This window comes from Neisseria animalis (assembly GCF_900636515.1).
GTDB lineage: Bacteria > Pseudomonadota > Gammaproteobacteria > Burkholderiales > Neisseriaceae > Neisseria > Neisseria animalis.
Map to the genome: position 1 here is coordinate 1388551 of NZ_LR134287.1, position 25258 is coordinate 1413808.

23 protein-coding genes are annotated in these 25258 nt (G+C 51.2%); 9 read left to right on the forward strand and 14 right to left on the reverse strand.

Features of this window, described 5'->3' with window-relative positions; all coding sequences use genetic code 11:
* Window positions 1-49: 49 nt before the first annotated feature.
* The gene (locus EL111_RS06520; RefSeq protein WP_123795399.1) at window positions 50-544 is read right to left on the reverse strand and encodes an isochorismatase family protein; all 495 of its coding nucleotides are present in this window, start codon (window positions 542-544) and stop codon (window positions 50-52) included.
* Window positions 545-677: 133 nt separating this feature from the next.
* Here EL111_RS06520 and EL111_RS06525 point away from each other — a divergent pair, with 133 nt between their 5' ends.
* On the forward strand, window positions 678-1622 hold the full coding sequence (locus EL111_RS06525; RefSeq protein WP_123795400.1) for a GlxA family transcriptional regulator: 945 nt from the start codon (window positions 678-680) through the stop codon (window positions 1620-1622).
* Window positions 1623-1685: 63 nt separating this feature from the next.
* Here EL111_RS06525 and tkt read toward each other — a convergent pair whose 3' ends face one another.
* A complete protein-coding gene (tkt, locus tag EL111_RS06530) occupies window positions 1686-3665 on the reverse strand; it encodes a transketolase (protein ID WP_123795401.1) in 1980 nt (659 codons plus the stop codon).
* Window positions 3666-3971: 306 nt separating this feature from the next.
* Between tkt and ccoG the strand changes: the two genes are divergently transcribed.
* The 6 genes from ccoG (at window position 3972) to EL111_RS06560 (ending at window position 10905) form a co-directional block, all read left to right on the forward strand.
* Entirely contained in the window at window positions 3972-5471 is a 1500-nt protein-coding gene (gene ccoG / locus EL111_RS06535; protein WP_123795402.1) for a cytochrome c oxidase accessory protein CcoG, read from the forward strand.
* 1 nt (window position 5472) lies between these two features.
* Window positions 5473-6024 carry a FixH family protein gene (locus EL111_RS06540; RefSeq protein WP_123795403.1) on the forward strand — a complete coding sequence of 184 codons (552 nt, stop codon included), beginning with the start codon at window positions 5473-5475 and terminating at the stop codon, window positions 6022-6024.
* Window positions 6025-6164: 140 nt separating this feature from the next.
* Window positions 6165-6713 carry a DUF2062 domain-containing protein gene (locus tag EL111_RS10630; protein WP_123795404.1) on the forward strand — a complete coding sequence of 183 codons (549 nt, stop codon included), beginning with the start codon at window positions 6165-6167 and terminating at the stop codon, window positions 6711-6713.
* Entirely contained in the window at window positions 6706-7233 is a 528-nt protein-coding gene (locus EL111_RS10635; RefSeq protein WP_123795405.1) for a type IV secretion protein Rhs, read from the forward strand. Before EL111_RS10630 ends, EL111_RS10635 begins: the two co-directional genes overlap by 8 nt.
* 114 nt (window positions 7234-7347) lie before the next feature.
* On the forward strand, window positions 7348-8727 hold the full coding sequence (argH, locus tag EL111_RS06555; protein ID WP_123795406.1) for an argininosuccinate lyase: 1380 nt from the start codon (window positions 7348-7350) through the stop codon (window positions 8725-8727).
* A gap of 762 nt (window positions 8728-9489) precedes the next feature.
* Window positions 9490-10905 (forward strand): sodium:proton antiporter, encoded by a 1416-nt coding sequence (locus EL111_RS06560; RefSeq protein ID WP_123795407.1) that lies wholly within the window; start codon window positions 9490-9492, stop codon window positions 10903-10905.
* A gap of 300 nt (window positions 10906-11205) precedes the next feature.
* Here EL111_RS06560 and EL111_RS06565 read toward each other — a convergent pair whose 3' ends face one another.
* The 9 genes from EL111_RS06565 to nrdA all read right to left on the reverse strand — a co-directional run bounded on the left by EL111_RS06565 (window position 11206) and on the right by nrdA (window position 20164).
* Window positions 11206-11724 carry an RDD family protein gene (locus EL111_RS06565; RefSeq protein WP_123795408.1) on the reverse strand — a complete coding sequence of 173 codons (519 nt, stop codon included), beginning with the start codon at window positions 11722-11724 and terminating at the stop codon, window positions 11206-11208.
* A gap of 143 nt (window positions 11725-11867) precedes the next feature.
* Window positions 11868-12287 (reverse strand): hypothetical protein, encoded by a 420-nt coding sequence (locus EL111_RS06570; RefSeq protein ID WP_123795409.1) that lies wholly within the window; start codon window positions 12285-12287, stop codon window positions 11868-11870.
* 208 nt (window positions 12288-12495) lie between these two features.
* The gene (holA, locus tag EL111_RS06575; protein ID WP_123795410.1) at window positions 12496-13497 is read right to left on the reverse strand and encodes a DNA polymerase III subunit delta; all 1002 of its coding nucleotides are present in this window, start codon (window positions 13495-13497) and stop codon (window positions 12496-12498) included.
* A complete protein-coding gene (locus EL111_RS06580) occupies window positions 13498-13974 on the reverse strand; it encodes an LPS-assembly lipoprotein LptE (protein ID WP_123795411.1) in 477 nt (158 codons plus the stop codon).
* Window positions 13975-14272: 298 nt separating this feature from the next.
* Window positions 14273-15058, reverse strand: coding sequence for a peptidoglycan editing factor PgeF (gene pgeF, locus EL111_RS06585; protein WP_123795412.1), 786 nt, complete (start codon window positions 15056-15058; stop codon window positions 14273-14275).
* A 9-nt stretch (window positions 15059-15067) separates the two neighbouring features.
* Window positions 15068-15850: a glycosyltransferase gene (locus tag EL111_RS06590; RefSeq protein ID WP_162842969.1), complete on the reverse strand. Its 783-nt coding sequence runs from the start codon at window positions 15848-15850 to the stop codon at window positions 15068-15070.
* 26 nt (window positions 15851-15876) lie between these two features.
* On the reverse strand, window positions 15877-16173 hold the full coding sequence (yfaE, locus tag EL111_RS06595; RefSeq protein WP_123795414.1) for a class I ribonucleotide reductase maintenance protein YfaE: 297 nt from the start codon (window positions 16171-16173) through the stop codon (window positions 15877-15879).
* A gap of 257 nt (window positions 16174-16430) precedes the next feature.
* Window positions 16431-17564: a class Ia ribonucleoside-diphosphate reductase subunit beta gene (gene nrdB, locus EL111_RS06600; protein ID WP_123795454.1), complete on the reverse strand. Its 1134-nt coding sequence runs from the start codon at window positions 17562-17564 to the stop codon at window positions 16431-16433.
* A 320-nt stretch (window positions 17565-17884) separates the two neighbouring features.
* On the reverse strand, window positions 17885-20164 hold the full coding sequence (nrdA, locus tag EL111_RS06605; RefSeq protein WP_123795415.1) for a class 1a ribonucleoside-diphosphate reductase subunit alpha: 2280 nt from the start codon (window positions 20162-20164) through the stop codon (window positions 17885-17887).
* A gap of 558 nt (window positions 20165-20722) precedes the next feature.
* Between nrdA and dnrN the strand changes: the two genes are divergently transcribed.
* Entirely contained in the window at window positions 20723-21196 is a 474-nt protein-coding gene (gene dnrN / locus EL111_RS06610; protein WP_123795416.1) for an iron-sulfur cluster repair protein DnrN, read from the forward strand.
* A gap of 100 nt (window positions 21197-21296) precedes the next feature.
* Window positions 21297-22088, forward strand: coding sequence for a polyamine aminopropyltransferase (locus EL111_RS06615; protein WP_123795417.1), 792 nt, complete (start codon window positions 21297-21299; stop codon window positions 22086-22088).
* A 204-nt stretch (window positions 22089-22292) separates the two neighbouring features.
* Here the strand turns inward: EL111_RS06615 and trpD are convergent, their stop codons facing one another.
* From trpD to hpnC, 3 genes are all read right to left on the reverse strand, one after another.
* Window positions 22293-23333: an anthranilate phosphoribosyltransferase gene (gene trpD / locus EL111_RS06620; protein ID WP_123795418.1), complete on the reverse strand. Its 1041-nt coding sequence runs from the start codon at window positions 23331-23333 to the stop codon at window positions 22293-22295.
* 175 nt (window positions 23334-23508) lie between these two features.
* The gene (locus tag EL111_RS06625) at window positions 23509-24096 is read right to left on the reverse strand and encodes an aminodeoxychorismate/anthranilate synthase component II (RefSeq protein ID WP_123795419.1); all 588 of its coding nucleotides are present in this window, start codon (window positions 24094-24096) and stop codon (window positions 23509-23511) included.
* 281 nt (window positions 24097-24377) lie between these two features.
* Window positions 24378-25193, reverse strand: coding sequence for a squalene synthase HpnC (gene hpnC, locus EL111_RS06630; protein ID WP_123795420.1), 816 nt, complete (start codon window positions 25191-25193; stop codon window positions 24378-24380).
* Window positions 25194-25258 lie beyond the last annotated feature (65 nt).

A 25258-nucleotide genomic window follows, 5' to 3' on the forward strand; every position in this document is an offset into this window, starting at 1 on the left:
GGGGTTGTCCAATCACTAAAAAGCAAAATTTGCAGACGGCCTTTGCTGTTTAAATAACCGCAACGCGGTCTTTCAGCGCATCCAGAGCAATAACGTGTACCAGCTCGCTCGGAGCCGTACAGCAATCGGCAAATACATTGACTGTGTACGCCGAAGCTTGCGGAGAAATCGCAGTATGGGTAACACAGTTTTGCGTCATGATGCCGCAGACAAACAAATCGGTAATACTGTGTTTCGCCAGTAGTGAAGCCAAATCAGTATTCAAAAACGAATCGGCGTGTGCCTTTTGAATTTCCGGCTTATCGGCCAGCAAAGCAGCTACGGAAGCATGGTTTTCCACCCCGTTCGTACCGCGCTGGAACATTGGCGCACCGTCGGGCATAAAATGGCGGACACCGACCACCAGCCAGCCGCCTGCCTCTGCCTGACGGATGCGGCCGGCAATTTTTTCAGCCGTTTCATCTGCCTGCCATTGCGGAAAGGCACCGCCCGCGCTTTGAAAATATTCGTTTTGCACATCAACAACAATCAAAGCAGCTTTCATGTTTCACTCCTGTTCGGGTTTATCAGATAAGGCTTATTGTACGGAGACAAAGGCCGTCTGCAAATTGACTTTCGGTTCAAAAAACGTAAGAATCGGGTCATTTCTCCGAACAGCCCCATCTTCAAAACACACCATGCTGAAAACCGCCCTGTTGCTCTATCCCGACATCAATCCCTTTCACTTTTCCGTACCCTATCTGGCATTCAAAGAAGCAGCCGGAGAAGGCCTGTTTGATGTAAAAATCATCACACCCACCGGAAAACCCCTCAAAAACCAAATGATGCAGCCGGAAATCGATGGCGGTTTGGAACTGCTGGCAGAATCCGACATCATCGTCGTGCCCGGCTGGGCAAATACCGACACCCGCCCCGATACCCGCACCATCAAAGCATTTCAGGCAGCAGCACAACGCGGCGCCCATTTGGTCGGCTTGTGCTACGGCACCTACGCGCTGGCCTATGCAGGCATACTCAACGGCAAACAGGCCGCCACACACTGGCTCGGCAGCGATGATTTCCGCCAACGCTTTCCCCAAATCACCCTCGACATCAATTCCATCTATGTAGAAGACGGCAACATCATCACTTCGGCAGGCAGTGCCGCCGCACTGGACTGCTGCCTCCACATTATCCGCAAGTTCTACGGCGTAAAAGCCGCCAACAAAGCCGCCCGATTGCTGGTTGTACCGCCCCAACGAGAAGGCGGACAGGCACAGTTTATCGAACGTCCGTTGGCACAATCCACTAAAGACAGAAAAATCAATACCTTAATCGAACAACTACGCAACACCCTGCACTTGCCGCACAGCATAGACAGCGCCGCCGCACAAACCGCCATGAGCCGCAGCACATTTACCCGCCATTTTAAAAAAGCCACAGGCACGACATTTCTCGACTGGCTGCACAAAGAACGCCTGCAACGCAGCTTGGAATTGCTGGAATACACCTCGCTTTCCATCGAACAGATTGCCGGACATTGCGGCTTTCAAAACAGCGTATCCTTCCGCACGCAGTTTTACCGCTACTACCAAATACAGCCGAACTTATGGCGCAAACGCTTCGGCGGCGGAAAACAATAAAAAGGCCGTCTGCAAATATCCGTATCGGAAATTTACAGACGGCCTTTGTGTTATCCGCTCAGATTACAAAACAGATTTCACGGTTTCCACGACATTTTCCACGGTGAAGCCGAAGAGTTTGAACAGCTCTTCCGCCGGAGCCGATTCGCCGAAGCGGTCGAGGCCGATGATTTTGCCGTTGGTACCGACATATTTGTACCAGCCGTCGGATACGCCTGCTTCTACGGCTACTTTCGGCAGTTCGGGCGGCAGGACGGCGGCTTTGTAGGCGGCATCTTGTTTGTCGAATACGTTGGTTGACGGCATGGAAACGACGTTTACCGATACGCCTTGCTCAGCCAGCGCGGTTTGCGCGTTCAGAGCCAGTTCGACTTCGGAGCCGGTGGCGATGATAATGGCTTGGGCTTGGCCTTTGGCTGCGCTGACGACATAACCGCCGCGTTTGATGTCGGCCAGTTGTTGCTCGGTGCGCTCGATATAAGGCAGGTTTTGGCGGCTGAAAATCAGGCTGGACGGATGGTCGGCGGCTTTGGAGGCTTCTGCCCAAGCAACCAATGATTCGGCGGTGTCGCACGGACGCCATACGGCCATGTTCGGAATCAGGCGCAGGGTGGCGGTTTGCTCGACGGGCTGGTGTGTCGGGCCGTCTTCGCCGAGGCCGATGGAGTCGTGTGTGAACACGAAAATCGGGTTGATTTTCATCAGTGAGGCCATACGCAGGGCGTTGCGGGCGTATTCGCTGAACATCAGGAAGGTCGCGCCGAAAGGTTTTACGCCGCCGTGCAGCGCCATGCCGTTCATGATGGCGGCCATGCCGAATTCGCGCACGCCGTAGTGGACGTAGTTGCCGCCGTGTTCGCGGGTAACGGATACGCTGTTTGACCAGTCGGTCAGGTTGGACGGCGTGAGATCTGCCGAGCCGCCGACAAACTCGGGCAAGACTTTGGCCAGAATTTCGATGCTGTTTTGGCTGGCTTTGCGGGTGGCGATTTTCTCGGCTTTGGCGCACACTTCTTTCAAGGCCGTCTGAACGTATTGTTCGAAGTTTTCCGGCAGTTCGCGGTTCATGCGGCGCACGAATTCGGCTGCTTCGGCCGGAAATTTGGCCCGGTATTGTGCAAATAATTCATTCCAACCGGCTTCGAGTTTTCCGCCTTTTTCTTTGGCATTCCAAGCGTCGTAGATGTCTTGCGGTACTTCAAATGCGCCGTAATTCCAGCCCAAATGTTTTCGGGTGGCTTCGATTTCTTCCGCGCCCAAAGGTGCGCCGTGGGTTTTGTGGCTGCCTTCTTTGGTGGCCGCGCCTTTGCCGATTAAGGTTTTGCAGCAGATGATGGAAGGTTTGCCGGTTTCGGCTTTAGCCGCTTCGATGGCGGCGGCGATGGCGGCGGTGTCGTGGCCGTTGACATCGGGCACAACGTGCCAGCCGTAGCTTTCAAAGCGTTGCGGGATATTTTCGGTAAACCAGCCGTCTACTTTACCGTCGATAGAGATGTTGTTGTCGTCATACAAAACAATCAGTTTGCCCAAGCCCAGCGTGCCCGCCAGCGAGCAGGCTTCGTGTGACACGCCTTCCATCAGGCAGCCGTCGCCCATGAAAACGTAGGTGTGGTGGTCAACGATATTCAGGCCGTCTTTGTTGAATTCGGCAGCGAGGATTTTTTCGGCCAATGCCATGCCCACCGCATTGGCAATGCCTTGTCCCAAGGGACCGGTGGTGGTTTCTACGCCGTCGGTGTAGCCGTATTCGGGGTGGCCGGGGGTTTTGCTGTGCAACTGGCGGAAGTTTTTCAAATCGTCAATCGAAACGTTGTAGCCGGTCAGGTGCAGCAGGCTGTAGAGAATCATAGAGGCGTGGCCGTTGGACAAAACGAAACGGTCGCGGTTGTAGAATTTCGGATTGGCGGGGTTGTGGTTGAGAAACTGCGTCCACAATACTTCGGCCATTTCGGCCATGCCCATCGGTGCGCCCGGGTGGCCGGAATTGGCTTTTTGAACGGCATCGACGGAGAGGAAGCGGATAGCATTTGCCAGTTGAGACATGGGAAACCTTTCTGAATCGTGTGAAACGGTGGTTTGATGTAGGGAAAACTGCCTGATTATCGCCGTATTTGCATAGGCATTCAAGGCATCAGGGCATAAAATGAAGAGATAAGCGATAATTTCTTTCTTATTGATAAAAATAACGGCAGTCTCCGCCCGATTTGCAAAGCGGCCGGTAGGGAATATTTGCCGGATTCGTTTTTTTCTCCTGCGGTCACAACTTAAAAATGATATGATATTGCCCATAAAAGTTAAGGCCGTCTGCAAAATGAAAGACGGCAGCCAGTTTGTATGAAGGAACACGCCATGTCCGATATTCCGCAACCGCAACCTTCCGAAAAAACACAAAACAACCCATCTGCGGCAAACACCCCGAAAACCGCGCCCAAATCAGGCAAACCGCGTACCAGCAGTGTGATTCAGATTCACCCTGCCGGCGAGCGTATCCACCCGAAAAAAGCAGACGGCCGTTTTGCCAAGCTGAGGATTGCTGCGGTATTGGCAACCCAGTTTGTGTTTTATGTGATTCCGTGGTTCAACTGGAACGGCCGTCAGGCAGTATTGTTCGATATTCCCGAACGCCATTTCTTTATCTTCGGCCTGTCTCTCGGCATGGGCGATTTGATTTATATGGCTCTGCTGCTGATGATTTGCGCCTTCGGCCTGTTTTGGTGGACGACCATCGCGGGGCGGCTGTGGTGCGGTTACTCCTGCCCGCAAACGGTTTATACCGAAATCATGTTGTGGATTGACCATTTGGTAGAAGGCGACCGCAACAAGCGTTTGAAATTGGAAAAATCACCGTGGAATTTCACCAAAATCCGCATTAAAGCCACCAAATACCTGCTGATTTTCCTGTTTGTCGCTTGGACGGGCATCACGTTTGCAGGCTGGTTCAACCCGATTCGCGAATTTGTTCCCGCACTTTTCAACGGTACGGCCGGCGGCGGAGCAATTTTTGCCGCTGCATTCTACGGCTTTATGACCTTCCTGCTGGCACACATCATGCGTGAAAAAGTATGTCTGCATATGTGTCCTTACGCACGCTTCCAAAGCGCGATGTTCGACCACGATACGCTGATTATTTCTTATGATGCCGAACGCGGCGAACCTCGGGGTGCGCGCAAGAAAACCGCCAACAAAGAAGAAGAGAAGCTGGGCGACTGTATCAACTGCGCGATGTGCGTACAGGTATGCCCTGTCGGTATCGACATCCGCGACGGTTTGCAATACCAATGTATCGGTTGTGCCGCCTGTATCGATGCCTGCGATGAAATCATGGATAAGATGAACTATCCGCGCGGCCTGATTCGCTACACCACCGAAGGCGCACTGAAACACGATTATGCTGAAAAAGACATCAAAAAACGCCTGCTCCGCCCCCGTGTAGCCGGATATGGTGCGGTACTTGCCGTAGTCGTTACCGCTTTCTTGGTCGGCATTTCCCAACGCGAATCCATGGAAGTGGACATCTTGAAAGACCGCGGCGTGATGGTGCGGGAAAACAACAAAGGCTGGCTGGAAAATTCCTACAACCTGCGCGTACTCAATTACAGCGAAAATGAACAAATCCTTACCGCCACCGTTAAAGGCTTTGAAGAAATCGAGCTGACCGGCCTGCCTGAAGGAGGATTGCGCGTCCCTGCGCGTGAAACCGTAACCATTCCGGTTCAGGTATCCACCATTCCCGAATACGCCGACAAAGGCAGCCACCCGATTGAATTTGAATTTACCTATCATGAAGTGACCGACGGCGAGCCTTCGCCAAGCGTTTTAGTCGAAGAATCAACCTTTATTGGAGAATAACGTGGCAGAGCAAAACCGTGCCAAACCGTGGTACAAACAATTTTGGCCGTGGATGCTGATGGCCGGCCCGATTTTTGTCGTACTGGCAAGCGTATCGATGTTTTTCGTTGCCAAAGCCAGCATGACCGACTTGGTCAGCGACGATTACTACAAAGACGGCAAGCACATCGAAATCCAACTGCACCGCGATGAAGAAGCATTCAAGCGGCATATCAAAGCCCAAGTTCTGATCAGCCCAGATATGAATGCGGCCAAAGTATTTGTCAGCGGCAATTTTGACACCACCCAGCCGCTCAACCTGCAAATGATGCACCCGGCCAAAAAAGCCGATGACCAAACCATCGCGCTCAAAGCAACCACGCCCGAAGGCAGCGAGCAAATGGTTTACGAAGCCGACTTCAAGCCACTTGCCGAAGCCAATCACTGGTATGTCCGGCTTGAAGACGCCGCAGGCGTATGGAGGGTAGAAAACAAATGGTTTGTCAGCCAAGGCAACGCCATCAACCTAACCCCGCCGGATAAGCTGCTCGACACTCCTGCCGCCGCACAATAACCGTCACGCAACAAAAAGCCGTCTGCAAAATTTCAGCAAGAAATTCAAAACTCCTGCAAAATATTTGCAGACGGCCTTTATATTCAACAAAGCCTGCCCCATTTCCGTCCTGACTATTTTCTCCCCATCTTCCCCAACCCATGCAGCCGCCACGCCCCAAACGCACCGCCTTACGCCGCAAACTGCCCAAACGTGAACAAATCTTTGCCTCACGCTGGACAAAGCCGTTTGCCCCATTGTTTGACAAACCGTATTTTTGGACACTCAACCGCCGTCAAGCAGCCGTATCCGTTGCCGTGGGAATGTTTTGCGGCCTGATGCCCGGTCCGACACAAATGATGAGCGCATTGATTGCCGCCTACTTTCTCAGAACCAACCTGCCCGTTGCCGCATTCACCACTCTCTACACCAACCCGATTACTTATATGCCGCTTTACTACGCCGCCTACAAAATCGGCTCATGGCTGTTGGGCACAGAAGCCGCCGACACCCTGTCATTCCCCGACTGGTCGGACGCAAACTTTTTCAGCGAATTATGGGCATGGCTGATGGGCGCAGGCAAACCGCTGCTCATCGGCGTACCCGTATTAGGAAGCATCTTGGCCGTAGCCGGTTATATTGCCGTTTTGCTCGGCTGGCGGCTGCGTACCCTGCACCACTGGAAAAAACGGAAGGAATCCCGTGCCTGAACGCTGGCGGTATCTGACTGCTGCCGAAACCGAAGCCGCAAAACACATTTTTGCAGACGGCCTCGACTACGGCAAAATCAAAATTTACGCAGGCATACCCTACCTTCCCCCCATCCGTACCGCCATCGCGCCCAACGGCAACATCTATTTCCCGCGCCGCCACTGTCCGCCCGATTTCATACTGGCCGGCAGCACTTACACCATGTGGCTGATACACGAATTAACCCACGTCTGGCAACATCAGCAAGGCTTCCGACCGTGGCTGGGCGGCTTGTGCTTGTCATGTACGGGCGCTTACTTCCGCCGCCGCGCCTACGTCTATCCCCCTCCCGAACACATCACCGATTTCAGCCGTCTGAACATGGAACAGCAAGCAGACCTGATTGCCCACTACTACGCCGCCCGCTACCTGCCGCTCAACGCCCACACACCCCAATTACCCCGTTTGCAGACTGCATTGGCGGAATTTTTAAGCAATCCCAAGCAGAAAAAACTGCTGCCGCGCTATGCTTTCGCCTGAATCATTGCAAAAGGCCGTCTGCAATCCGCGCACACAGCGCGGTAAAACAAATGGTTTTCAAGTATAATAAACCCCTTGCACAGTTTGTCCGTTTTATTTTGAGTGAGTAACGCAATGAGTAACGATAAAACTTGGTCGGGCCGCTTTAACGAGCCGGTTTCCGAGTTGGTCAAAAAATACACCGGTTCGATTGATTTCGACAAACGTCTGGCAAAATGGGACATTCAAGGCTCGCTGGCCCACGCCCAAATGCTGCAACAGGCAGGAGTCCTGAGTGCCGAGGACTTGGCGGCGATCCGTCAGGGTATGGCGGAAATCATCGCCGAAATCGAAAACGGCAAGATTGAATGGTCGCTGGATTTGGAAGACGTGCACATGAACATCGAACGCCGTCTGACCGACAAAATCGGTGATGCGGGCAAGCGTCTGCATACCGGCCGCAGCCGCAACGACCAAGTGGCCACCGACATCCGCCTGTGGCTGCGCGACCAGATTACCGACATTCAGAACCTGATTCAAAATTTGCAGACGGCCTTGGTGGATTTGGCGGACGAAAATGCGGAAATCGTGATGCCCGGATTTACCCATCTGCAAGTGGCGCAGCCCGTATCGTTCGGCCACCATATGCTGGCCTATGTGGAAATGCTCGGCCGCGATTTCGAGCGCATGGCCGACTGCCGCAAACGTGTCAACCGTATGCCTTTGGGTGCGGCCGCGCTGGCGGGGACGACTTATCCGATCCGACGCGAAACCACCGCCGGGCTGCTGGGCTTCGAGCAAATCTGCCAAAACTCTTTGGATGCAGTATCCGACCGTGATTTCGCCATTGAGTTTACCGCCGCTGCCGCGCTGATTATGGTGCATTTGAGCCGCTTGAGCGAGGAGTTGATTTTGTGGATGAGCCCGCGCTTCGGCTTTATCGACATCGCCGACCGTTTCTGCACCGGCTCGTCCATCATGCCGCAGAAGAAAAATCCCGACGTGCCGGAGCTGGTACGCGGCAAGTCCGGCCGGGTCATCGGCCATCTGACCGGCCTGATTATGCTGATGAAATCCCAGCCTTTGGCCTACAACAAAGACAATCAGGAAGACAAAGAGCCGCTGTTCGACACCGTGGACACTTTGATTGACACCCTGCGTATTTACGCCGACATGATGCGCGGTGTTACGGTCAAGCCGGAAAACATGCGCGCCGCCGTGATGCAGGGTTTTGCCACCGCCACCGATTTGGCCGACTATCTGGTGAAAAAAGGCATGCCGTTCCGCGATTCGCACGAAGTTGTGGCACAAGCAGTACGCTATGCCGATGAACAAGGCGTGGATTTGAGCGAATTGCCGTTGGAAGTGCTGCAAGGTTTCAGCGATTTGATTGTGGAAGATGTGTTTGAAGTACTGACCCCGGAAGGCAGCCTGAATGCCCGCAATCATTTGGGCGGTACTGCTCCGGAGCAGGTGCGCCTGCAGGCAAAACGCTGGCGTGAATTACTCGCCTAAACTTCCCTCTTTAACTGCTTAAGGCCGTCTGCAAAACAGCAAGTATTTTGCAGACGGCCTTTTATCATTATTGGACACCGAATAATACGGCGTTGCTGCACTTTGCTTAAAGAAAGGGCTTGCCCAAGCTGCCGAAACCGCAATTCCTTACTCCATACAGCCTGTGCAGCTTGGTCTTATAGTCGAATAAAATAAGAATGAGACAAGGCAGAGAAGCCGCAGACAGTACACATAGTACGGCAAGGCAAAGCAACGCTGTATCATTCTTATTTTATAGTCATTTAAAATAAGAATGATACAGCGTTACCAATGTTCTTATGTACCGTATGTACACGGCGAGCATTGTCACCTTGTCTCATTTTTATTTTAATCCACTATAAATGACTATATTTTGCGCGATTCGACCCTATGGGTTTTAAACCAAACAACTCTTAACAAATGTAAAAATATTATAAATTCAATTTAAATTAACATCTTCATAGCTTTCATCTGCGCTTTTTAAATCCCTATTTTCACTCTTTTTTCCAAGAATAAAACAGCCTGCCGCCATTTGATTTAGCGCATTTTTCCGTTGCTTTCTAATCCTTTCGTCTAGTTTCCGCGCTTTTTTTCCTTTACAATTTGAGCATTCGGTATGCGTCCTTCACATTGCGAAACCGCACCAAATGCCGTTGCGCTTCCTGTTTTGCCGCATAGCCGCCCGCGCAGTGTCGTACGTTTTCAGACGGCTCTGATTTTCCACGATAAGAAAAAAGGAAGCATATGCGCCATCTCCCTCTGTCAGCCCTGCTCTTTGCACCGGCCTTGGTACATGCCGCCGATTTCGACGGCGCGTCCCTCAGTCTTCTTTGGGGACTGCCTTTCGCCCTAATCTTGCTCTCCATTGCACTGTGTCCACTGCTGGTACCAAATTTTTGGCACCACCACTTCGGTAAAATTACCGCATTTTGGACCATCTTATTCCTGATTCCTTTCACCATGAGTTTCGGCACAAATGCCGCCGTACACACCGTGGCACACGCTTTGGTGGAAGAATATATCCCCTTTATCCTGCTCCTGCTCGCGCTCTACACCATTTCGGGCGGCATTTTGGTTTGGGGCAACCTGCACGGTTCGGCCAAGCTGAATACCGGCATGCTTGCCATCGGTACGGCTCTTGCTTCTATTATGGGAACCACCGGTGCGGCCATGTTGATGATCCGCCCGCTTCTGAAAGCCAATGACAACCGCCGCCACAATGTTCATGTTGTCGTATTCTTCATCTTTCTGGTGGCCAATATCGGCGGCGGTCTGACACCGCTGGGCGACCCTCCGCTGTTTCTCGGCTTTTTGAAAGGTGTCGATTTCATGTGGACGGTACAGCACATGATGATTCCGGTATTAATCAGCTCAATCATTCTGCTGACCGTTTTCTATTTTCTCGACAGCTATCTTTTCCGTAAAGAAGGCGAAATCAAACCTAAAGACCCTACGCCGGACAGCAAGCTGCAAGTGTACGGCAAATTTAATTTTCTGTTGTTGGCGGGGGTTGTCGGTGCGGTTTTGCTGTCCGGCATTTGGAAACCCGAACATCCGGGCTTTGAAATCTTCGGCAGCCGCTATGCCCTGCAAAATCTGGTGCGCGACGGTATCCTGCTGGCGCTGACCGCAGTATCGCTGCTGCTGACGCCCAAACCTGTACGCGCAGGGAATGAGTTCAACTTCTTCCCGATTGCCGAAGTGGGCAAACTCTTTCTCGGTATCTTTATTACCATTGCGCCGGTTTTGGCGATTCTGAAAGCAGGAGAAAGCGGCGCACTCAGCAGCGTGGTTTCCTTGGTACACGACTCGTCCGGCAACCCGATTAATGCCATGTATTTCTGGATGACCGGCCTGCTCTCCGCATTCTTGGACAACGCCCCGACCTACCTCGTATTCTTCAATATGGCTGGTGGCGAAGCGCAAGCGCTGATGACCGGTAAATTGTTCCATACCCTGCTGGCCATTTCCATGGGTTCGGTATTTATGGGTGCGCTCTCTTATATCGGTAACGCCCCGAACTTTATGGTTAAAGCCATCGCCGAGCAGCGCGGTGTCAAAATGCCCAGCTTCTTCGGATACATGGTTTGGTCATTCGGCATTCTGGTGCCGCTGTTTATCCTACACACTTTGATTTTCTTCGTGTGGGAACTGTTCTAAAATCCGATAAGCTGATAAAAAGCCGTCTGCAAATCTGATTTGCAGACGGCTTTACTGTGTATGATTGTTTGAAAAATAAAAAACAGCAAGGCTGAAAGCAACGGTGCAAACCATACAGCCGGCGGATTTATTATTTCAACAGTTTATTTCAGCCCGCTTCAGTTCAGCCGTTCCAAGCACATCAGCGGACAAAGGCCGTCTGCAAATCGGATTTTGCAGACGGCCTTGCTGTGTATGTTTGTTTGAAATCACACCATCCGACTATAAAAATAATGGTGAGATTCCCTATGCCGGCCATTGCTATTTGGCAGATACCTTCAAATCCACCAATCGTGTTCCGGCAAGAAAATCATATAAAAATTGGCGGTCAGGGTTCAATAAAGCAAAACCCCAAGGCAGAATCAACCAGATTAACGCGGCAGGAAACGCGGTCATGGGCGGAATGCCGAGCAGATGGCGCAGTGCCGCATAAGCCAGCAGCGGTATGAAAACGATAAAAATACACGCCCAAATAAAGCGCAGCCGCAGTTGGTAAAGAGGCGGATGCACGCCATATTCGTTGGCCAAGCCGATTTTCCATGTCTGCATGGCAAGGGTTTGCCCTTTGAGCAGCCAATTTGCGCGGAAGTAATACCACCAAAACGCCAAGACCAGCAAACAAGTGACCAATGTCGACAAATAGGTGGAAACAGGGTTCAATACAATCGCAACGATACCGGAAAGCAAAGCCGCCAGTGCAGTAACCGCACCCACCAGCAGCAATTCGTACAACATTGCAGCAAAACGGCGTTTGAGGGAAGCGGGAGGAAACGGGGTCATGACAACACAATCCAATATGCTAAACAAATAAAGCCTGATGATCGGAAACCGGCAGAAGATTGCGGCATTCGGCGGCATCAAGCCTGACAAAAAGCCGTCTGCAAAATGATTTTAAGATTTTTGCAGACGGCTTAAACGGATATTCAGCGGTGCGGACGCTTTTGTCCTCTCGCCTGTGCAGCCGCCATTTGATTGATTTCCTGACGGGTCGGGCGTTTTTTAAACATGGCGTGCGCTTCATCAACCGAGCATTTTTGCGACAGGCAAATCAGCGTAATGGCATCTTTCTGCGCCTGACCACCGCTGTGATACATACGGCGGAGGTTGGCTTCATTGATACGGCCTTTTTCCGGATCGATGTCAAATTTTTTCAGGCGTTCGATAAACTTACGCTGCTGGCGTTGCGAAGTCCAATAAAAGCCGCCTGCCGCCGCAGCCATAATCACGATTGCCAAAATAATGGCCACCGGCCAAGAATCAACAATCAGCACCAAAAGCAGGCTCAAAACGGCAGTAGCCAGCAAAAGCAAACCGCCCAAACGGATTTTTGTTTTATTATCCATGTAGTTGTATTTCCTTAAAACAGATTAAAGGCCGTCTGCATTCTGCATCAAGAATATCAATGTGCAGAGGCAATATCCGCGGCGTTCTATCCGCATACCCGCAAATTGCAGACGGCTTCATGAAAGATTTACGGCATTTTACAGTATTTGGCGTATCGGTGGAAACAGTATTACGCCCTATCCGTATACCTCAAAGCAGGAAGTTCTCCTATACGGCCAATCCTGTTACCAACTGCTTGAACTCCGCCCAAGCGTTTCCATCTTCCGCACCTTTGATTATCCGGTCGATTTTCGCGCAAGTTTGCAAGGCTTCAAGCAGGCGCGGAACACCAATCCGCCTGACCGCAGCCGGTGCAAGCGTTTGTTTGTCGCCCCACAAACGCAGGCTGTTGCGTATCGCCTGCACACTCTGACCCTGTTTCAATGCCGCGGCAAGACGGATTAAAGTGCGAATATCTTCGGCAACAGCCCACAGCAGCAATACCGGCTCTTCCCCCTCTTCTTCCAAACCGTCCAACAAACGTGAAACACGCAGGGGATCTCCCTTCATCCACGCGCCGGCAAGTTGGAACACATCAAAACGGGCGACATTGGCAACGGCCGCTTCCGCATCCGCCATGTCCAATATATGCCCTTTCGGGTGCAGCAGTGCCAATTTGTCGACTTCCTGCCGCGCGGCAAGCAGATTGCCCTCCACGCGCTCGGCAAACAGAGCCAGCGCATCGTTTTCGATTTCCAAGCCTGATTTTTGCAGACGGCCTCTTATCCATTGCGGCAGCGCGGCAGCTCCAATCGCTTTGGCTTCCAGCATAACGGCTTTTGCCGCCAGCGCGGAAAACCATTTTGCCTGCGTTTGCGCCTTTTCCAACTTGGGCAGCATGATGACCGTAACCGTATCTTCGGGCAGATTGGCGGCAAACGCCTGTAATGCGTCGCCGCCGTTTTTGCCCGGCTTGCCGTTAGGAATATGGATTTCCAGCAGTTTCAAATCGGCAAACAAACCCACGCTGCCTGCCGATTGCAACAGTTCATTCCAATCGAAACTGCTTTCTGCGGTATAGACTTCCCGATTGAGATAGCCTTGCTGCTTAGCCGCCGCACGCAGCGTATCCAATGCCTCAATCCGCAGTAAGTCTTCCTCGCCGTGTACGACATAAAGCGGAGCAAGAGACATATCCGGCGTAAGCTGCTCGATATTTGCCGCCGCCATTTATTTGCCTTGGATAAACGTCAGGCGGCGGACGATTTGTTCTGCCGCATCCGCGCGCATTTCCGACCATACTGTCTGACCTTCTTCGGCTTTGCCCAACACTTCGCTGTCGGCATAATCCATCGTGCGCTCGATCACGACATCAATCGGTTCTCCGATGGCCTCGCCCAAACGCACGGCCTGAGCCTGTACGCGCAAAGTCAGCAGATATTCGTTGATTACCGCTGCCCGGGTAACCGTATAGACATCACGGCGTTCTTCCACGCCGGTAACCACTAATTGCGCTTGTGCGCCGCCGCCCTGCACTACCTTGCCATCTGCACGCTGCAAAGCATTCTCCAATGCCGTCTGCATATTCCCGCCGCTCACCTGCCAAGACTGATACGGCAGCGGTTTGGAAATGCCTTGCGTTCCTTTGAGGTGGAAACCGCAGGCAGAAAGCAGCAGCACAGCGGCAGTCAGTAAAATTTTGTTCATGGAAAGGTTCTCGTTATATCGTGTTTTCAAAAGGATTATAGCGAATTTGGCGGAGAGGCGGAAAACCGCTGTTTCAGGCCGTCTTCAAAATACTTGTGTTGTAAAAGTACCGCCATCTGTTGCAGTTTGATGGCCGACGTTATGCGGACAAACTTCAAACAATCAGGCGGAACAGCAATCGCAGCGTGATGTTTGGTTTGTCTGCTGCTTCCGAGCTACCCCGCCACAGCAAACTACTGCTGTTACCGGCATATCTTATCCCGTTTTTCGATGTCGGGCACAGCGTTTGCTGCGTTTATCAGACGGCCTCTTGTGTTTTGTCCAACCAAATCAGGCTGACCATGCGCCCGGTTTGCTTGTCCCGGCGGTAGGAAAAAAAGGTATCGCGTTCCAATACCGTACAATGTTCTCCTCCGTAAATCATGTTGACCCCTTCATGCTGCAAGACCAGCCGCGCCAGCGCATAAATATCCGCCAGATATTTTCCACTGCCGATGTGCTCAAACGCCCGCTCCGCTTCCGGATATTGCTTGCAGAACACATCAACCACATCTTGCCCGACTTCAAACGCATCGGGGCCGATTGCCGGCCCGAAATAGGCCATGATTTCCAAGGGGGCAACGCCCATGGCTTTTACGGTATTCTGTAATACTCCGCCTGCCAAGCCGCGCCAGCCTGCATGAGCAGCCGCAACCACCGTACCGGCCTTATCGCAAAACAGTACCGGCAGGCAGTCTGCCGTCATCGCGGCACACGCGGCTTTTCCGCTGCGGTCCACGCTTGCATCGGCATCGCGAAGTGTCTCCAGCGCATCTTCTGCCCGAACCACCGTGCTGCTGTGGATTTGATTCAAATAGGCAACGGGAACGCCTGCTTCTTCCTGAATAATTTGCCGGTTTCGTTTCACGTCATCGGAATGGTCGCCAACGTGCGCCCCGACATTCAGGCTGTGGTAAGGAGGTTTACTGGCACCGCCGTTGCGCGTACTGATTAATGTTTTGACATTTGCCGGAGCCGGCCAGTCGGCTTGCAGGAAGTTTTTTCCATTATGCGTCAAGCCAAGGCTGTCAGATAAGGTTTTCATGTTTTTCCTTTATTTTGCAGACGGCTGTTCGGGCGTATTGGGGGCAAAAACAGCTTGTTCCGCCGAAAAACGGATATTCGGATCATAAATAGCGCGGGCGGCATAAAGCTCGGCATAATTATTCGTTCCTTTCACACCGAGTTTTACCAAATCTCCGCCAACATTACCGGGCTTGTGCAGCGCCAGCAGCGTACCGTTGTCCAATACAAAGCCTCTGTTTTTATTCGGATAGCCGGGAGTCAATTCCATAAAAACGCCTGTGTGGACGTTCAATCTATCCGAGTGTTTCGCCACATTTTTGCCCAAACACAAGGGGCCTGTCGGCGCAAGCGAGTTTTTACCGTAATTTTCCGCTGCGATATTGGCCAACACATCATGTATGGTATCTTCCAAGATAGGCGAACCTGCCTTGGCATACATCACGGCATTATTGCAGGCATACGATACTTTGGAATAAAACGGCATATCGAAAAAAGTAATGAAATCAATTTGCTCGCCAACATTCACGCCATTCAGCGCGCGCACGGAAATATCGAAATACCAGCCTCCAAGCCGATACAGCAACAGATAGCGTGCCAAGTCCGCCTTAAAAGCGTAAGGGACTAATTTATTAAAGGCATCAAGAATACCCCCCCCATAGCTTTCCTCAATCCACTCCCGCAGCTCCTCATGAAAATACACCGTATGCCGACTGTGCGGTGTATGCTTCTTTACCGACTCGACTGCCATTTCCAAATAAGGCGATAATTCTTTGGAATCATTGTCCGAAATAAAAATTTGCGAAATATTCATCATCATTCCTTCACTCGGATTTGCAGCTAAGATTGGAACAAATCCACATCAAACAAATCCGCTTCACCCTTATGAACCCTGCAATCGAGTGTAATATCTTCCACTACCTTGCAGCAGCAGGGCAAAACTTCTCCCGGCGCAACAAATGCCAGCGGCAATTCATCATAATCCACGCGGCCTTGCAGGATTTTCACCCGGCAAGAGCCGCAATAACCGCTGCGGCATTGGTATTCCACCTCATGCCCCGTGCGCTCCAAACCTTCCAGCAAGGTTTCGCCCGTTTGCAACTGAAAAATTTTATGATGTGTAGTGATATGAGGCATGGGCAACCCAACAAAATATGCCAATCATTGTTTCAAACTCTGCAAAACGCCGACCCGCAGCAAACCGCCGCGCTGCATAGAAACCGGCTTTACTTATCCGCTTCACCGGTTTGCGCTTGCCTTGCTGTTGCGGCTCGGCGTACATCGTCTCCGGCAATCTGCCAAGCCGAAACCGTCTGCTCTGTCAAAAGGCAAAAGGCCGTCTGAAAAAATCATGTCGGTTTTCAGACGGCCTCGTTCCCGCTCAATAAATATCCTTACAGCTCGAAATCGCCCAAATCCTCGGCATTGACTTCCGAATCAATCTGCCCGATCAGATAAGACGAAATTTCCACTTCCTGCGGCGCAACCTGTACGTTGTCGGATGACAGCCAGGCATTAATCCACGGAATCGGGTTTTGTGCCGCTTTTTCAAAAGCCGGCTGCAAGCCGACCGCCTGCATACGCAAGTTGGTGATGTATTCGACGTATTGGCCCAAAATTTCCTTGTTCAAACCAATCATCGAGCCGTCTTTAAACAGATAAGCCGCCCATTCTTTTTCCTGCTGCGCCGCTTTTTTAAACAATTCGAAACATTCGTTTTCCAGCTCGGCTGCAATTTCCGCCATTTCCGGATCGTCCGCACCCGCACGCATCAGGTTGAGCATGTGCTGGGTGCTGGTCAGATGCAGGGCTTCGTCGCGCGCAATCAATTTGATGATTTTGGCATTGCCTTCCATCAGTTCGCGCTCGGCAAAGGCAAACGAGCAGGCAAACGACACATAAAAACGGATGGCTTCCAAGACGTTCACGCACATCAGGCACAGATACAGCTTTTTCTTCAATTCGCGCAGGCTGACGGTAACGGTTTTGCCGCCAACCGTGTGCGAACCTTCGCCCAACAGGTTGTAATACTGCGTATATTCAATCAAATCATCGTAGTAGCAGGCAATATCTTCGGCGCGGGCGATGATGTATTCGTTGTCGACGATGTCTTCAAACACAATGCTCGGGTCATTGACGATATTGCGGATGATGTGGGTATAGCTGCGCGAGTGGATGGTTTCGGAAAACGACCAAGTCTCAATCCACGTTTCCAATTCAGGAATCGACACCAGCGGCAGCAAGGCCACGTTCGGGCTGCGCCCCTGAATCGAATCGAGCAGGGTTTGGTATTTCAAGTTACTGATGAAAATATGTTTTTCATGCTCGGGCAGGTTGGAATAATCGATACGGTCGCGCGACACGTCAATCTCTTCCGGCCGCCAGAAAAACGATAACTGTTTCTCAATCAGTTTTTCAAAAATTTCGTATTTTTGCTGGTCGTAACGCGCCACATTCACCGGCTGGCCGAAAAACATCGGCTCCAAAAGCGCGTTGTTTTTCTGTTTGCTGAAGGTGCTGTATTGCATGGACAGGTTGCTGGGCATGGCTTTACTCTTTACTGATTTAGGTTGGAGGCCGTCTGCATATTTCAGACGACCTAATCACTTTTCAATGAAACGGTTGAAAACCAATCGAATCGGACACCTCTTAACTATACGATTAAAACAAATGCACCAAAGCACATCCTATTCGGGCTTGTTTGATTTCCTAGCGTTTTACAATCTTGAAAGTCGGTTTTGCAGACGGCCTTCATTCCTAAAAGCCGTCTGCAAAACATCCGGTATCCGTTAAACACCGAGATGTTGGGTTACGCCCGCTTGAGGCAGGCTAACCCAACCTACTTTACTTAGATTTTACACGCCCCGCCCGCGCAGCCGTCGTCCTGCAAGTCGGTTTGGGTATCGTCGGCACCGTCTCGGGTGTTGTGGTAATACAGGGTTTTCACGCCGTATTTGTAGGCGGTGAGCAGGTCTTTGAGCATTTGTTTCATGGAAACTTTGTTGCCTTCGAACTTGCCCGGGTCGTAGCTGGTATTGGCGGAAATGGCCTGATCGACAAATTTCTGCATGATGCCGACGAGTTTCAGATAGCCGTCGTTGCCCGGCATTTGCCACAGCAGTTCGTATTGGTCTTTCAAGGTCTCGAACTCGGGTACGACTTGTTTCAAGATGCCGTCTTTCGAGGCTTTTACCGACACCAGGCCGCGCGGCGGCTCGATGCCGTTGGTGGCGTTGGCGATTTGCGAGCTGGTTTCAGACGGCATCAAAGCGGTCAGGGTGGAATTACGTAGGCCGTATTTGACGATGTCGGCGCGCAGTGCTTCCCAGTCGTAATGCAGCGGCTCTTGGCAGACGGCATCGAGGTCTTTTTTATAGGTATCGATCGGCAGCTTGCCTTGCGAATACACGGTTTCGCCAAACAGCGGGCAGGCTCCGTATTCTTTGGCCAGATTCACGGAAGCTTTCAGGAGGTAATACTGCATGGCTTCGAAGGTGCGGTGTGTCAGGCCGATGGCGGATTCGTCGCTGTATTTCACGCCGTTTTTCGCCAGATAGTAGGCATAGTTGATGACACCGATGCCGAGGGTGCGGCGGTTCATGGTGGCAATACGGGCGGCAGGCACGGGATAGTCTTGGTAATCCAGCAGTGCGTCCAAGGCGCGGACGGTCAAATCCGCCAATTCTTCCAATTCGTCCAAACTCTCCAATGCGCCCAAATTGAACGCCGACAAGGTGCACAAGGCGATTTCGCCGTTTTCGTCGTTGATGTTGTCCAGCGGCTTGGTCGGCAGGGCGATTTCCAAACACAGATTGGATTGGCGCACCGGCGCGACGCGCGGGTCAAACGGGCTGTGCGTGTTGCAATGATCGACGTTTTGGATGTAGATGCGGCCCGTACCGGCGCGCTCCTGCATCAGTGAGGAAAACAGCTCGGTTGCCGGAATCGTGCGCTTGCGGATGGATTCGTCTTGCTCGTATTGCGTGTATAAACGCTCGAACTCGTCTTGGTCGGCAAAAAACGCTTCATACAAACCGGGCACTTCGTTCGGCGAAAACAGGGTAATGTTGCCGCCTTTAATCAGACGGGTGTAGAGCAGGCGGTTGATTTGCACGCCGTAATCCAACTGGCGCACGCGGTTTTCTTCCACGCCGCGGTTGTTTTTCAACACCAGCAGACTTTCGGCCTCGATGTGCCACATCGGGTAAAACAAAGTTGCCGCACCGCCGCGCACGCCGCCTTGCGAGCAGGATTTGACTGCGGCTTGGAACATTTTGAAAAACGGGATGCAGCCGGTATGCTGCGCTTCGCCCCCGCGGATTTCGCTGCCCAAACCGCGGATGCGGCCGGCGTTGATACCGATGCCGGCGCGTTGGGAAACGTATTTCACAATCGCGCTGGTGGTGGCATTGATGGAATCCAGGCTGTCGTCGCACTCAATCAACACGCAGCTTGAAAACTGGCGTGTCGGCGTACGCACACCGCTCATAATCGGCGTAGGCAGCGATACTTTGAAAGTGGATACCGCGTCATAGAAACGTTTCACATAATCCAGACGGGTAGCTTTCGGATATTTGCCAAACAGACACATCGCCACCAAAATATACAGAAACTGGGGAGTCTCGTAGATTTGGCGGGTAACGCGGTTTTGCACCAGATATTTGCCTTCCAGCTGCTTCACGGCGGCATAAGAGAAGGTCATGTCGCGGCTGTGGTCGATGTAGGCATTGAGTTCGTCAAACTCTTCGCGGGTGTAGTCTTCAATCAGGTGCTTGTCGTATTTGCCCGCTGCCGTCAGTTTTTGGACATGATCGAAAAGATGGGGAGGGGTAAATTCACCGTAAGCGATTTTACGCAAATGGAAAATCGCCAAACGCGCTGCCAAATATTGGTAATCCGGCGTCTCCGGAGAAATCAGGTCGGCCGCCGCTTTAATGATGGTTTCGTGAATGTCGTCGGTACGGATACCGTTGTAAAACTGAATGTGTGATTTCAGCTCGACTTGGGAAACGGATACATTGTCCAACCCTTCAGCTGCCCAAGTAACGACGCGGTGGATTTTATCCAGGTTAATCGGTTCCAAACGCCCGTCACGCTTGGTTACTTTCAAATCGTTTGCAGCATTCATTTAGTGGCTTCCCAATTTCAAAAACACAAGATACAGTATTCGGTAAGATTAGACAGCACAATATAAAGGATTTCGATATGCTTTTCCAGTACTTGACAATCCGATATTTTCAGGCATTTTTGCAGACGGCCTCAAACAATAAAAATTACCCTGTTTGCTCTTGACACGCGCTGTTCCTGATTATTCAAGCCTTACAGCCTGAAGTGCTTTGCATCTGCCTTTCAGATGTATTTGCTTCTCTATCCCTTACCTCCCTATCAAATAAGGCAAATTTCCCTACTGCACCTTATTTCCCCCTGCTCACGGCCCCGGCGCTTTCTACCGCCGTCCGGTTGCTTTTTAGCGAGGTTAATTTATGTAAACATTTTTACAAAAAAACAACACAAAAAACTGCTGAAAACAGTTATCTTTATTATCAGCTACTTACCAAAAAATTAATCTGTACAAAGTCGGAAGATGAGTGTATGCTTCGCTTTTCAATACATTCATTAAAAATGTATCTTTTTTGAAAAACATTCTTTCATCACAAACCAAAATTGATACATAAGGATAGCCATCATGACCGACTTGACCGTTTGGGAAACCGCTCCTTTCAACACCACCATCGACCATATCCTGCAACGCTATCACGATGTCCACCACGCCCAGCTGGAAGAGTTGGTTCCACTTGCCCGAAAAGTTGCCACCGTACATGCCGATACCTTTCCTGCCGAAGTGGCCGATTTGCTGGCAGGAATACAAAACGAGCTGCTGTCGCATATGATGAAGGAAGAGCGTATGCTGTTTCCCATGATCAAACAAGGTATCGGACGCGGTGCCGCCATGCCCATCAGCGTGATGATGCACGAACATGAAGAACACGACCAAGCCATTGCCCGTTTGCGCGAGCTGACCGACAATTTTACCCTTCCTGCCCATGCCTGCGGAAGCTGGACCCGCCTCTACCGCTTGGCGGAAGAAATGGTTAATGATTTGACCGATCACATCCGTTTGGAAAACGATATTCTCTTCGCACGGGTTCTTGCCTCATAAGACACAAAGGCCGTCTGAACATCCGAAATTTTCATCAAGACCACATTCAGACGGCTTTCTGCTAGAATATGCCGTTTTTTCTATTCTCTCCCTCATTACCATGGCACAACACCCCTACCGTCGGCTGCGTACATCCAAGTCACACCTGCCCGAAGTCGGTATTTCTGAAGAAGGCAATATCCGCTCGCTCCATTTGGGCAGTGCTACCATACAAAGCTCGATGAATCTCGATCACCCCGCCGAACTGGTATTGTCATACAGTCGCGCCATGATGGGTTGGCTGCTGTTTACCGAACAACAACCGCAGCACATTACCCAAATCGGTTTGGGAGGCGGTTCGTTTGCCCGCTGGATCGATGCCTACCTGCCCGATACCAAGCAAACCGCCGTTGACATCAACCCACAGGTGATTGCTGTTGCCCGCAGTCTGTTCGAGCTGCCTTTTGAAGACGAACGCTTTGAAATTGTAGAGGCAGATGGGGCGGAATACATCAAAATTTTCCGGCACAATACCGATGTCATTCTGGTTGACGGTTTCGACGGCGAGCAAATCATCGATGCGTTGGTGGGCGAAACATTTTTCCAAAACTGCCGCAATGCCCTTTCCGACAACGGCATTTTTGTTACAAACTGGTGGAGTGGCGACAAACGCTATCAAACTTTTGTCGAACGCCTGCTCAATGTCTTCGAGGGGCGCGTATTGGAGCTGCCGGCAGAAAGCCATGGCAATATTGCCGTAATGGCATTCCAAAGCAGCCCAAAAGAACAAAACCTCGACAATTTGAAAAAACGCGCCGAAAAGCTGGAAATGCTGTACGGATTGAATTTCAAACGTATGCTGGCCGATTTGAAAGCAAACAATCCGCAAAACGGCAAGCATTTTTATCTATAAATGGCTTGCATTGCCATGGTGCCGGCGTAACTTTCCGTATTATTCGAGAAAAAATAGTCGAATAAAATAAGAATGAGACAAGGCAAAGCAACGCTGTATCATTCTTATTTTAAATGACTATACCTTAAGAAAATATTTTAAGGCCGTCTGCAAATTTACGATTTTGCAGACGGCCTTTCAACTTATCCGAATTTTCCAAACCGGTTAATCGTTTTCCGATGCCAAGCGCTGCGACAAGGCAACAAAGGCTTCCTGCTTGGCTTTCGCTTTTCCCGAATCAATCGCTTCCCGTGCGGCGGCAACGCCTGCTTCAAGCGAGTCGGTAACATTGCCGGCATACAGGCAGGCCGCCGCATTGAGCAGCACAATATCCCGCGCCGCGCCCTGCTCTCCATTCAATACCGACTGCATCATCGCCAAAGATTCCGAGCTGCCGGAAACTTTAATTTCATCAAGATTGCGGCGCACTTCAATCCCGAAGTCTTCAGGCGTGATGTCGTATTCCAAAATCTGCCCGTTTTTCAATTCCGCAACATGGGTTGCACCGGTCAGCGTAATTTCATCTAAGCCGTCCGAACCATTGACCACCAAGACATGCTTTGAGCCCAGTTGCTGCAATACGCGCGACAAAATGCCGCACAAATCGACATGAAACACACCCAAAAGCTGGTTTGGCGCGCCGGCGGGGTTGGTCAGCGGGCCTAAAATGTTGAAGATACTGCGGAAACCCAGTGAGCGGCGCACCGGCGCAACATAACGCATGGCACTGTGGTGGTTTTGTGCAAACATAAAACCGATGCCTTCTTCGTCAATGCTGCGGCCTACTTGCGAAGCAGACAAATTCATTGCCGCACCCATCTGCTCGATCACATCTGCCGCACCGCTTGAAGAAGATACGGAACGTCCGCCGTGCTTGGCTACTTTTGCCCCGGCCGCCGCCGCAACAAACATTGCCGTTGTGGAAATATTGAATGTTTTCGCGCCGTCGCCGCCCGTACCGACAATATCGACCAATGAGGATTTGTCTGCCACGGGAACCGGCGTTGCAAATTCGCGCATGACGGCCGCCGCAGCGGTAATCTCCGATACGGTTTCCACCTTAATCCTCAAGCCGGTAATAATCGCCGCAATCTGCTCCGGCGCGACCTGCCCGCTCATAATCTGGCGCATCAGATCGGTCATTTCATCGTAAAACAATTCGTTATTGCTAATCAGCCGTTCGATTGCCTGCTGGGGTGTAATCATTTCATGCTCATTTCGTTGGATAACAATCTGTCTCTGTCAGACCACGCTCTTGCCGAACAGCCCGACCGGTACGGCATTCCGCTTTTTGCAGACGGCCTTTCATGCTTTTTGCTTTAAAAACCGGTAAGGATTTCCACGGCAAAGCGGTGATGGCTCACGCCATGCCGTCTGTATTTTATACCTTTGCCGGAAAATCTTTAAACTCTTCCAAAAAGTTCCGCAGCATATCGTGTCCGTGTTCGGTTAATAATGCCTCGGGGTGGAATTGTACGCCCTCAACCGCATAATCTTTATGCCGCACCCCCATAATTTCCCCATCATCAGTCCAAGCCGTGATTTCCAAACAATCCGGCAAGATCTTTCTGTCAATCACCAAGCTGTGGTAGCGCGTACAAACCACCGGATTCGGCAAATCTTTAAACATTCCTTTGCCACAATGGGAAACCGGCGATACTTTTCCGTGCATCAAAGTTTGCGCGCGTACAATATCGCCGCCAAATGCCTCACCAATCGTCTGATGCCCCAAGCACACCCCCATAATGGGCAACTTGCCTGCAAAATGCTTCATCGCGGCCACAGAAATTCCGGCTTCCTTCGGAGAACAGGGACCCGGCCCGATAACCAGATATTGCGGCTTGAGCGCGGCAATTTCTTCCAAGGTAATGTCATCGTTTCGGCGTACCGAAACTTCCTGACCCAGCTCGGCGAAGTATTGGACGATGTTGTAGGTAAAACTGTCGTAGTTGTCGATAAAGAGTAGCATTTAATTATTAACCATTCGATGATTCAATGTGCTCGGGATAACTGCTCCGTCTCTTTGAAACCCTGCTTGATCGGGCTGGAAGATGCGTTTTTTTCCACCTGCCAATCATGCCCGTTTCCATAAAGCTTCCGTAAACTGACGGAGCAGACAGATTTTATCATGGCACAGATTATTATTTTTTTCCAGACGGCTTTTTCATCAGGCGGTACGCGGTATCTCATGCAGAAAACGCTCGTACCTATTCTCCCGACAAAACGGCTGCAAAAAAGCCGGAAATTCCGTTATTTTTTCAGCAATGCCCGTTTTAAAATAATCAACCAGTCTTTTTTATCCAACACAGGCCGTCTGCTAAAAACATCATAATCGCAACCGTCCAGCTTCTGTAAAATCAACTGTCCGCCGACCACAATCATTCTCAGCTCGAAACCGATGCGCCCTTTCAAGGTTTTACCGAGCGGAGAGCCTGCCTTGAGCATTTTGAATGCGCGTTCGCACTCGTGCGCCATCAGTTGCCGGAAAGCAAAGTCTGCCCTGCCTTCGCCGATTTGCGCCTCCGTCACATGAAAACGCTGCAAATCTTCCTGAGGAATGTAAACACGTCCTTTGCGCCAATCCAAGGCAACGTCCTGCCAAAAATTAATCAGTTGCGATGCCGTACAGATGCCGTCGCTGCGGGCAAGGCTGACTTCATCGGTTTCGCCGTACAAATGCAGCATAATCCTGCCGACCGGATTGGCTGAACGGCGGCAATAATCAATCAGTTCACCAAAATCCTGATACCGTTTCTTGACAACATCTTGCTTAAATGCGGAAAGCAGGTCATAAAAAGGCTCAAGCGGCAGATTGAACGGCTTGACGGCTTCACCGTACAAGCGTCCGATCAGCGGCGTTTCAGGCAGTAATCCGCTTGCGATACGGTTCAACTCCCGCTCCAATGCCTCCAACTTTTGCAAACGCACTTCATCAGCTTCGCAGCCTTCATCGGCAATATCATCAGCAGTACGCGCAAAAGCATAAACGGCATGAACCGGTTTCCGCAAACGGCGCGGCAGCACCAGCGAACCGACAGGGAAATTTTCGTAATGGTTGACTGACATGGCGTATGTTTCTCATTTACAGACGGCTTAACTACAAAAAATCAATCCGCTCAACAACTTTCAGA

Bases quoted from the DNA above. Each gene is read 5' to 3' on its own strand.
- EL111_RS06520 (WP_123795399.1), bottom strand. From the start codon at position 544: ATGAAAGCTGCTTTGATTGTTGTTGATGTGCAAAACGAATATTTTCAA.
- tkt (WP_123795401.1), bottom strand. From the start codon at position 3,665: ATGTCTCAACTGGCAAATGCTATCCGCTTCCTCTCCGTCGATGCCGTT.
- EL111_RS06525 (WP_123795400.1), top strand. From the start codon at position 678: ATGCTGAAAACCGCCCTGTTGCTCTATCCCGACATCAATCCCTTTCAC.
- nrdA (WP_123795415.1), bottom strand. From the start codon at position 20,164: ATGAATGCTGCAAACGATTTGAAAGTAACCAAGCGTGACGGGCGTTTG.
- EL111_RS06570 (WP_123795409.1), bottom strand. From the start codon at position 12,287: ATGGATAATAAAACAAAAATCCGTTTGGGCGGTTTGCTTTTGCTGGCT.
- argH (WP_123795406.1), top strand. From the start codon at position 7,348: ATGAGTAACGATAAAACTTGGTCGGGCCGCTTTAACGAGCCGGTTTCC.
- ccoG (WP_123795402.1), top strand. From the start codon at position 3,972: ATGTCCGATATTCCGCAACCGCAACCTTCCGAAAAAACACAAAACAAC.
- EL111_RS06615 (WP_123795417.1), top strand. From the start codon at position 21,297: ATGGCACAACACCCCTACCGTCGGCTGCGTACATCCAAGTCACACCTG.
- yfaE (WP_123795414.1), bottom strand. From the start codon at position 16,173: ATGCCTCATATCACTACACATCATAAAATTTTTCAGTTGCAAACGGGC.
- holA (WP_123795410.1), bottom strand. From the start codon at position 13,497: ATGGCGGCGGCAAATATCGAGCAGCTTACGCCGGATATGTCTCTTGCT.
- EL111_RS10630 (WP_123795404.1), top strand. From the start codon at position 6,165: ATGCAGCCGCCACGCCCCAAACGCACCGCCTTACGCCGCAAACTGCCC.
- EL111_RS06560 (WP_123795407.1), top strand. From the start codon at position 9,490: ATGCGCCATCTCCCTCTGTCAGCCCTGCTCTTTGCACCGGCCTTGGTA.
- EL111_RS06565 (WP_123795408.1), bottom strand. From the start codon at position 11,724: ATGACCCCGTTTCCTCCCGCTTCCCTCAAACGCCGTTTTGCTGCAATG.
- hpnC (WP_123795420.1), bottom strand. From the start codon at position 25,193: ATGTCAGTCAACCATTACGAAAATTTCCCTGTCGGTTCGCTGGTGCTG.
- pgeF (WP_123795412.1), bottom strand. From the start codon at position 15,058: ATGAAAACCTTATCTGACAGCCTTGGCTTGACGCATAATGGAAAAAAC.
- dnrN (WP_123795416.1), top strand. From the start codon at position 20,723: ATGACCGACTTGACCGTTTGGGAAACCGCTCCTTTCAACACCACCATC.
- EL111_RS06625 (WP_123795419.1), bottom strand. From the start codon at position 24,096: ATGCTACTCTTTATCGACAACTACGACAGTTTTACCTACAACATCGTC.
- trpD (WP_123795418.1), bottom strand. From the start codon at position 23,333: ATGATTACACCCCAGCAGGCAATCGAACGGCTGATTAGCAATAACGAA.
- nrdB (WP_123795454.1), bottom strand. From the start codon at position 17,564: ATGCAATACAGCACCTTCAGCAAACAGAAAAACAACGCGCTTTTGGAG.
- EL111_RS06580 (WP_123795411.1), bottom strand. From the start codon at position 13,974: ATGAACAAAATTTTACTGACTGCCGCTGTGCTGCTGCTTTCTGCCTGC.
- EL111_RS06590 (WP_162842969.1), bottom strand. From the start codon at position 15,850: ATGAATATTTCGCAAATTTTTATTTCGGACAATGATTCCAAAGAATTA.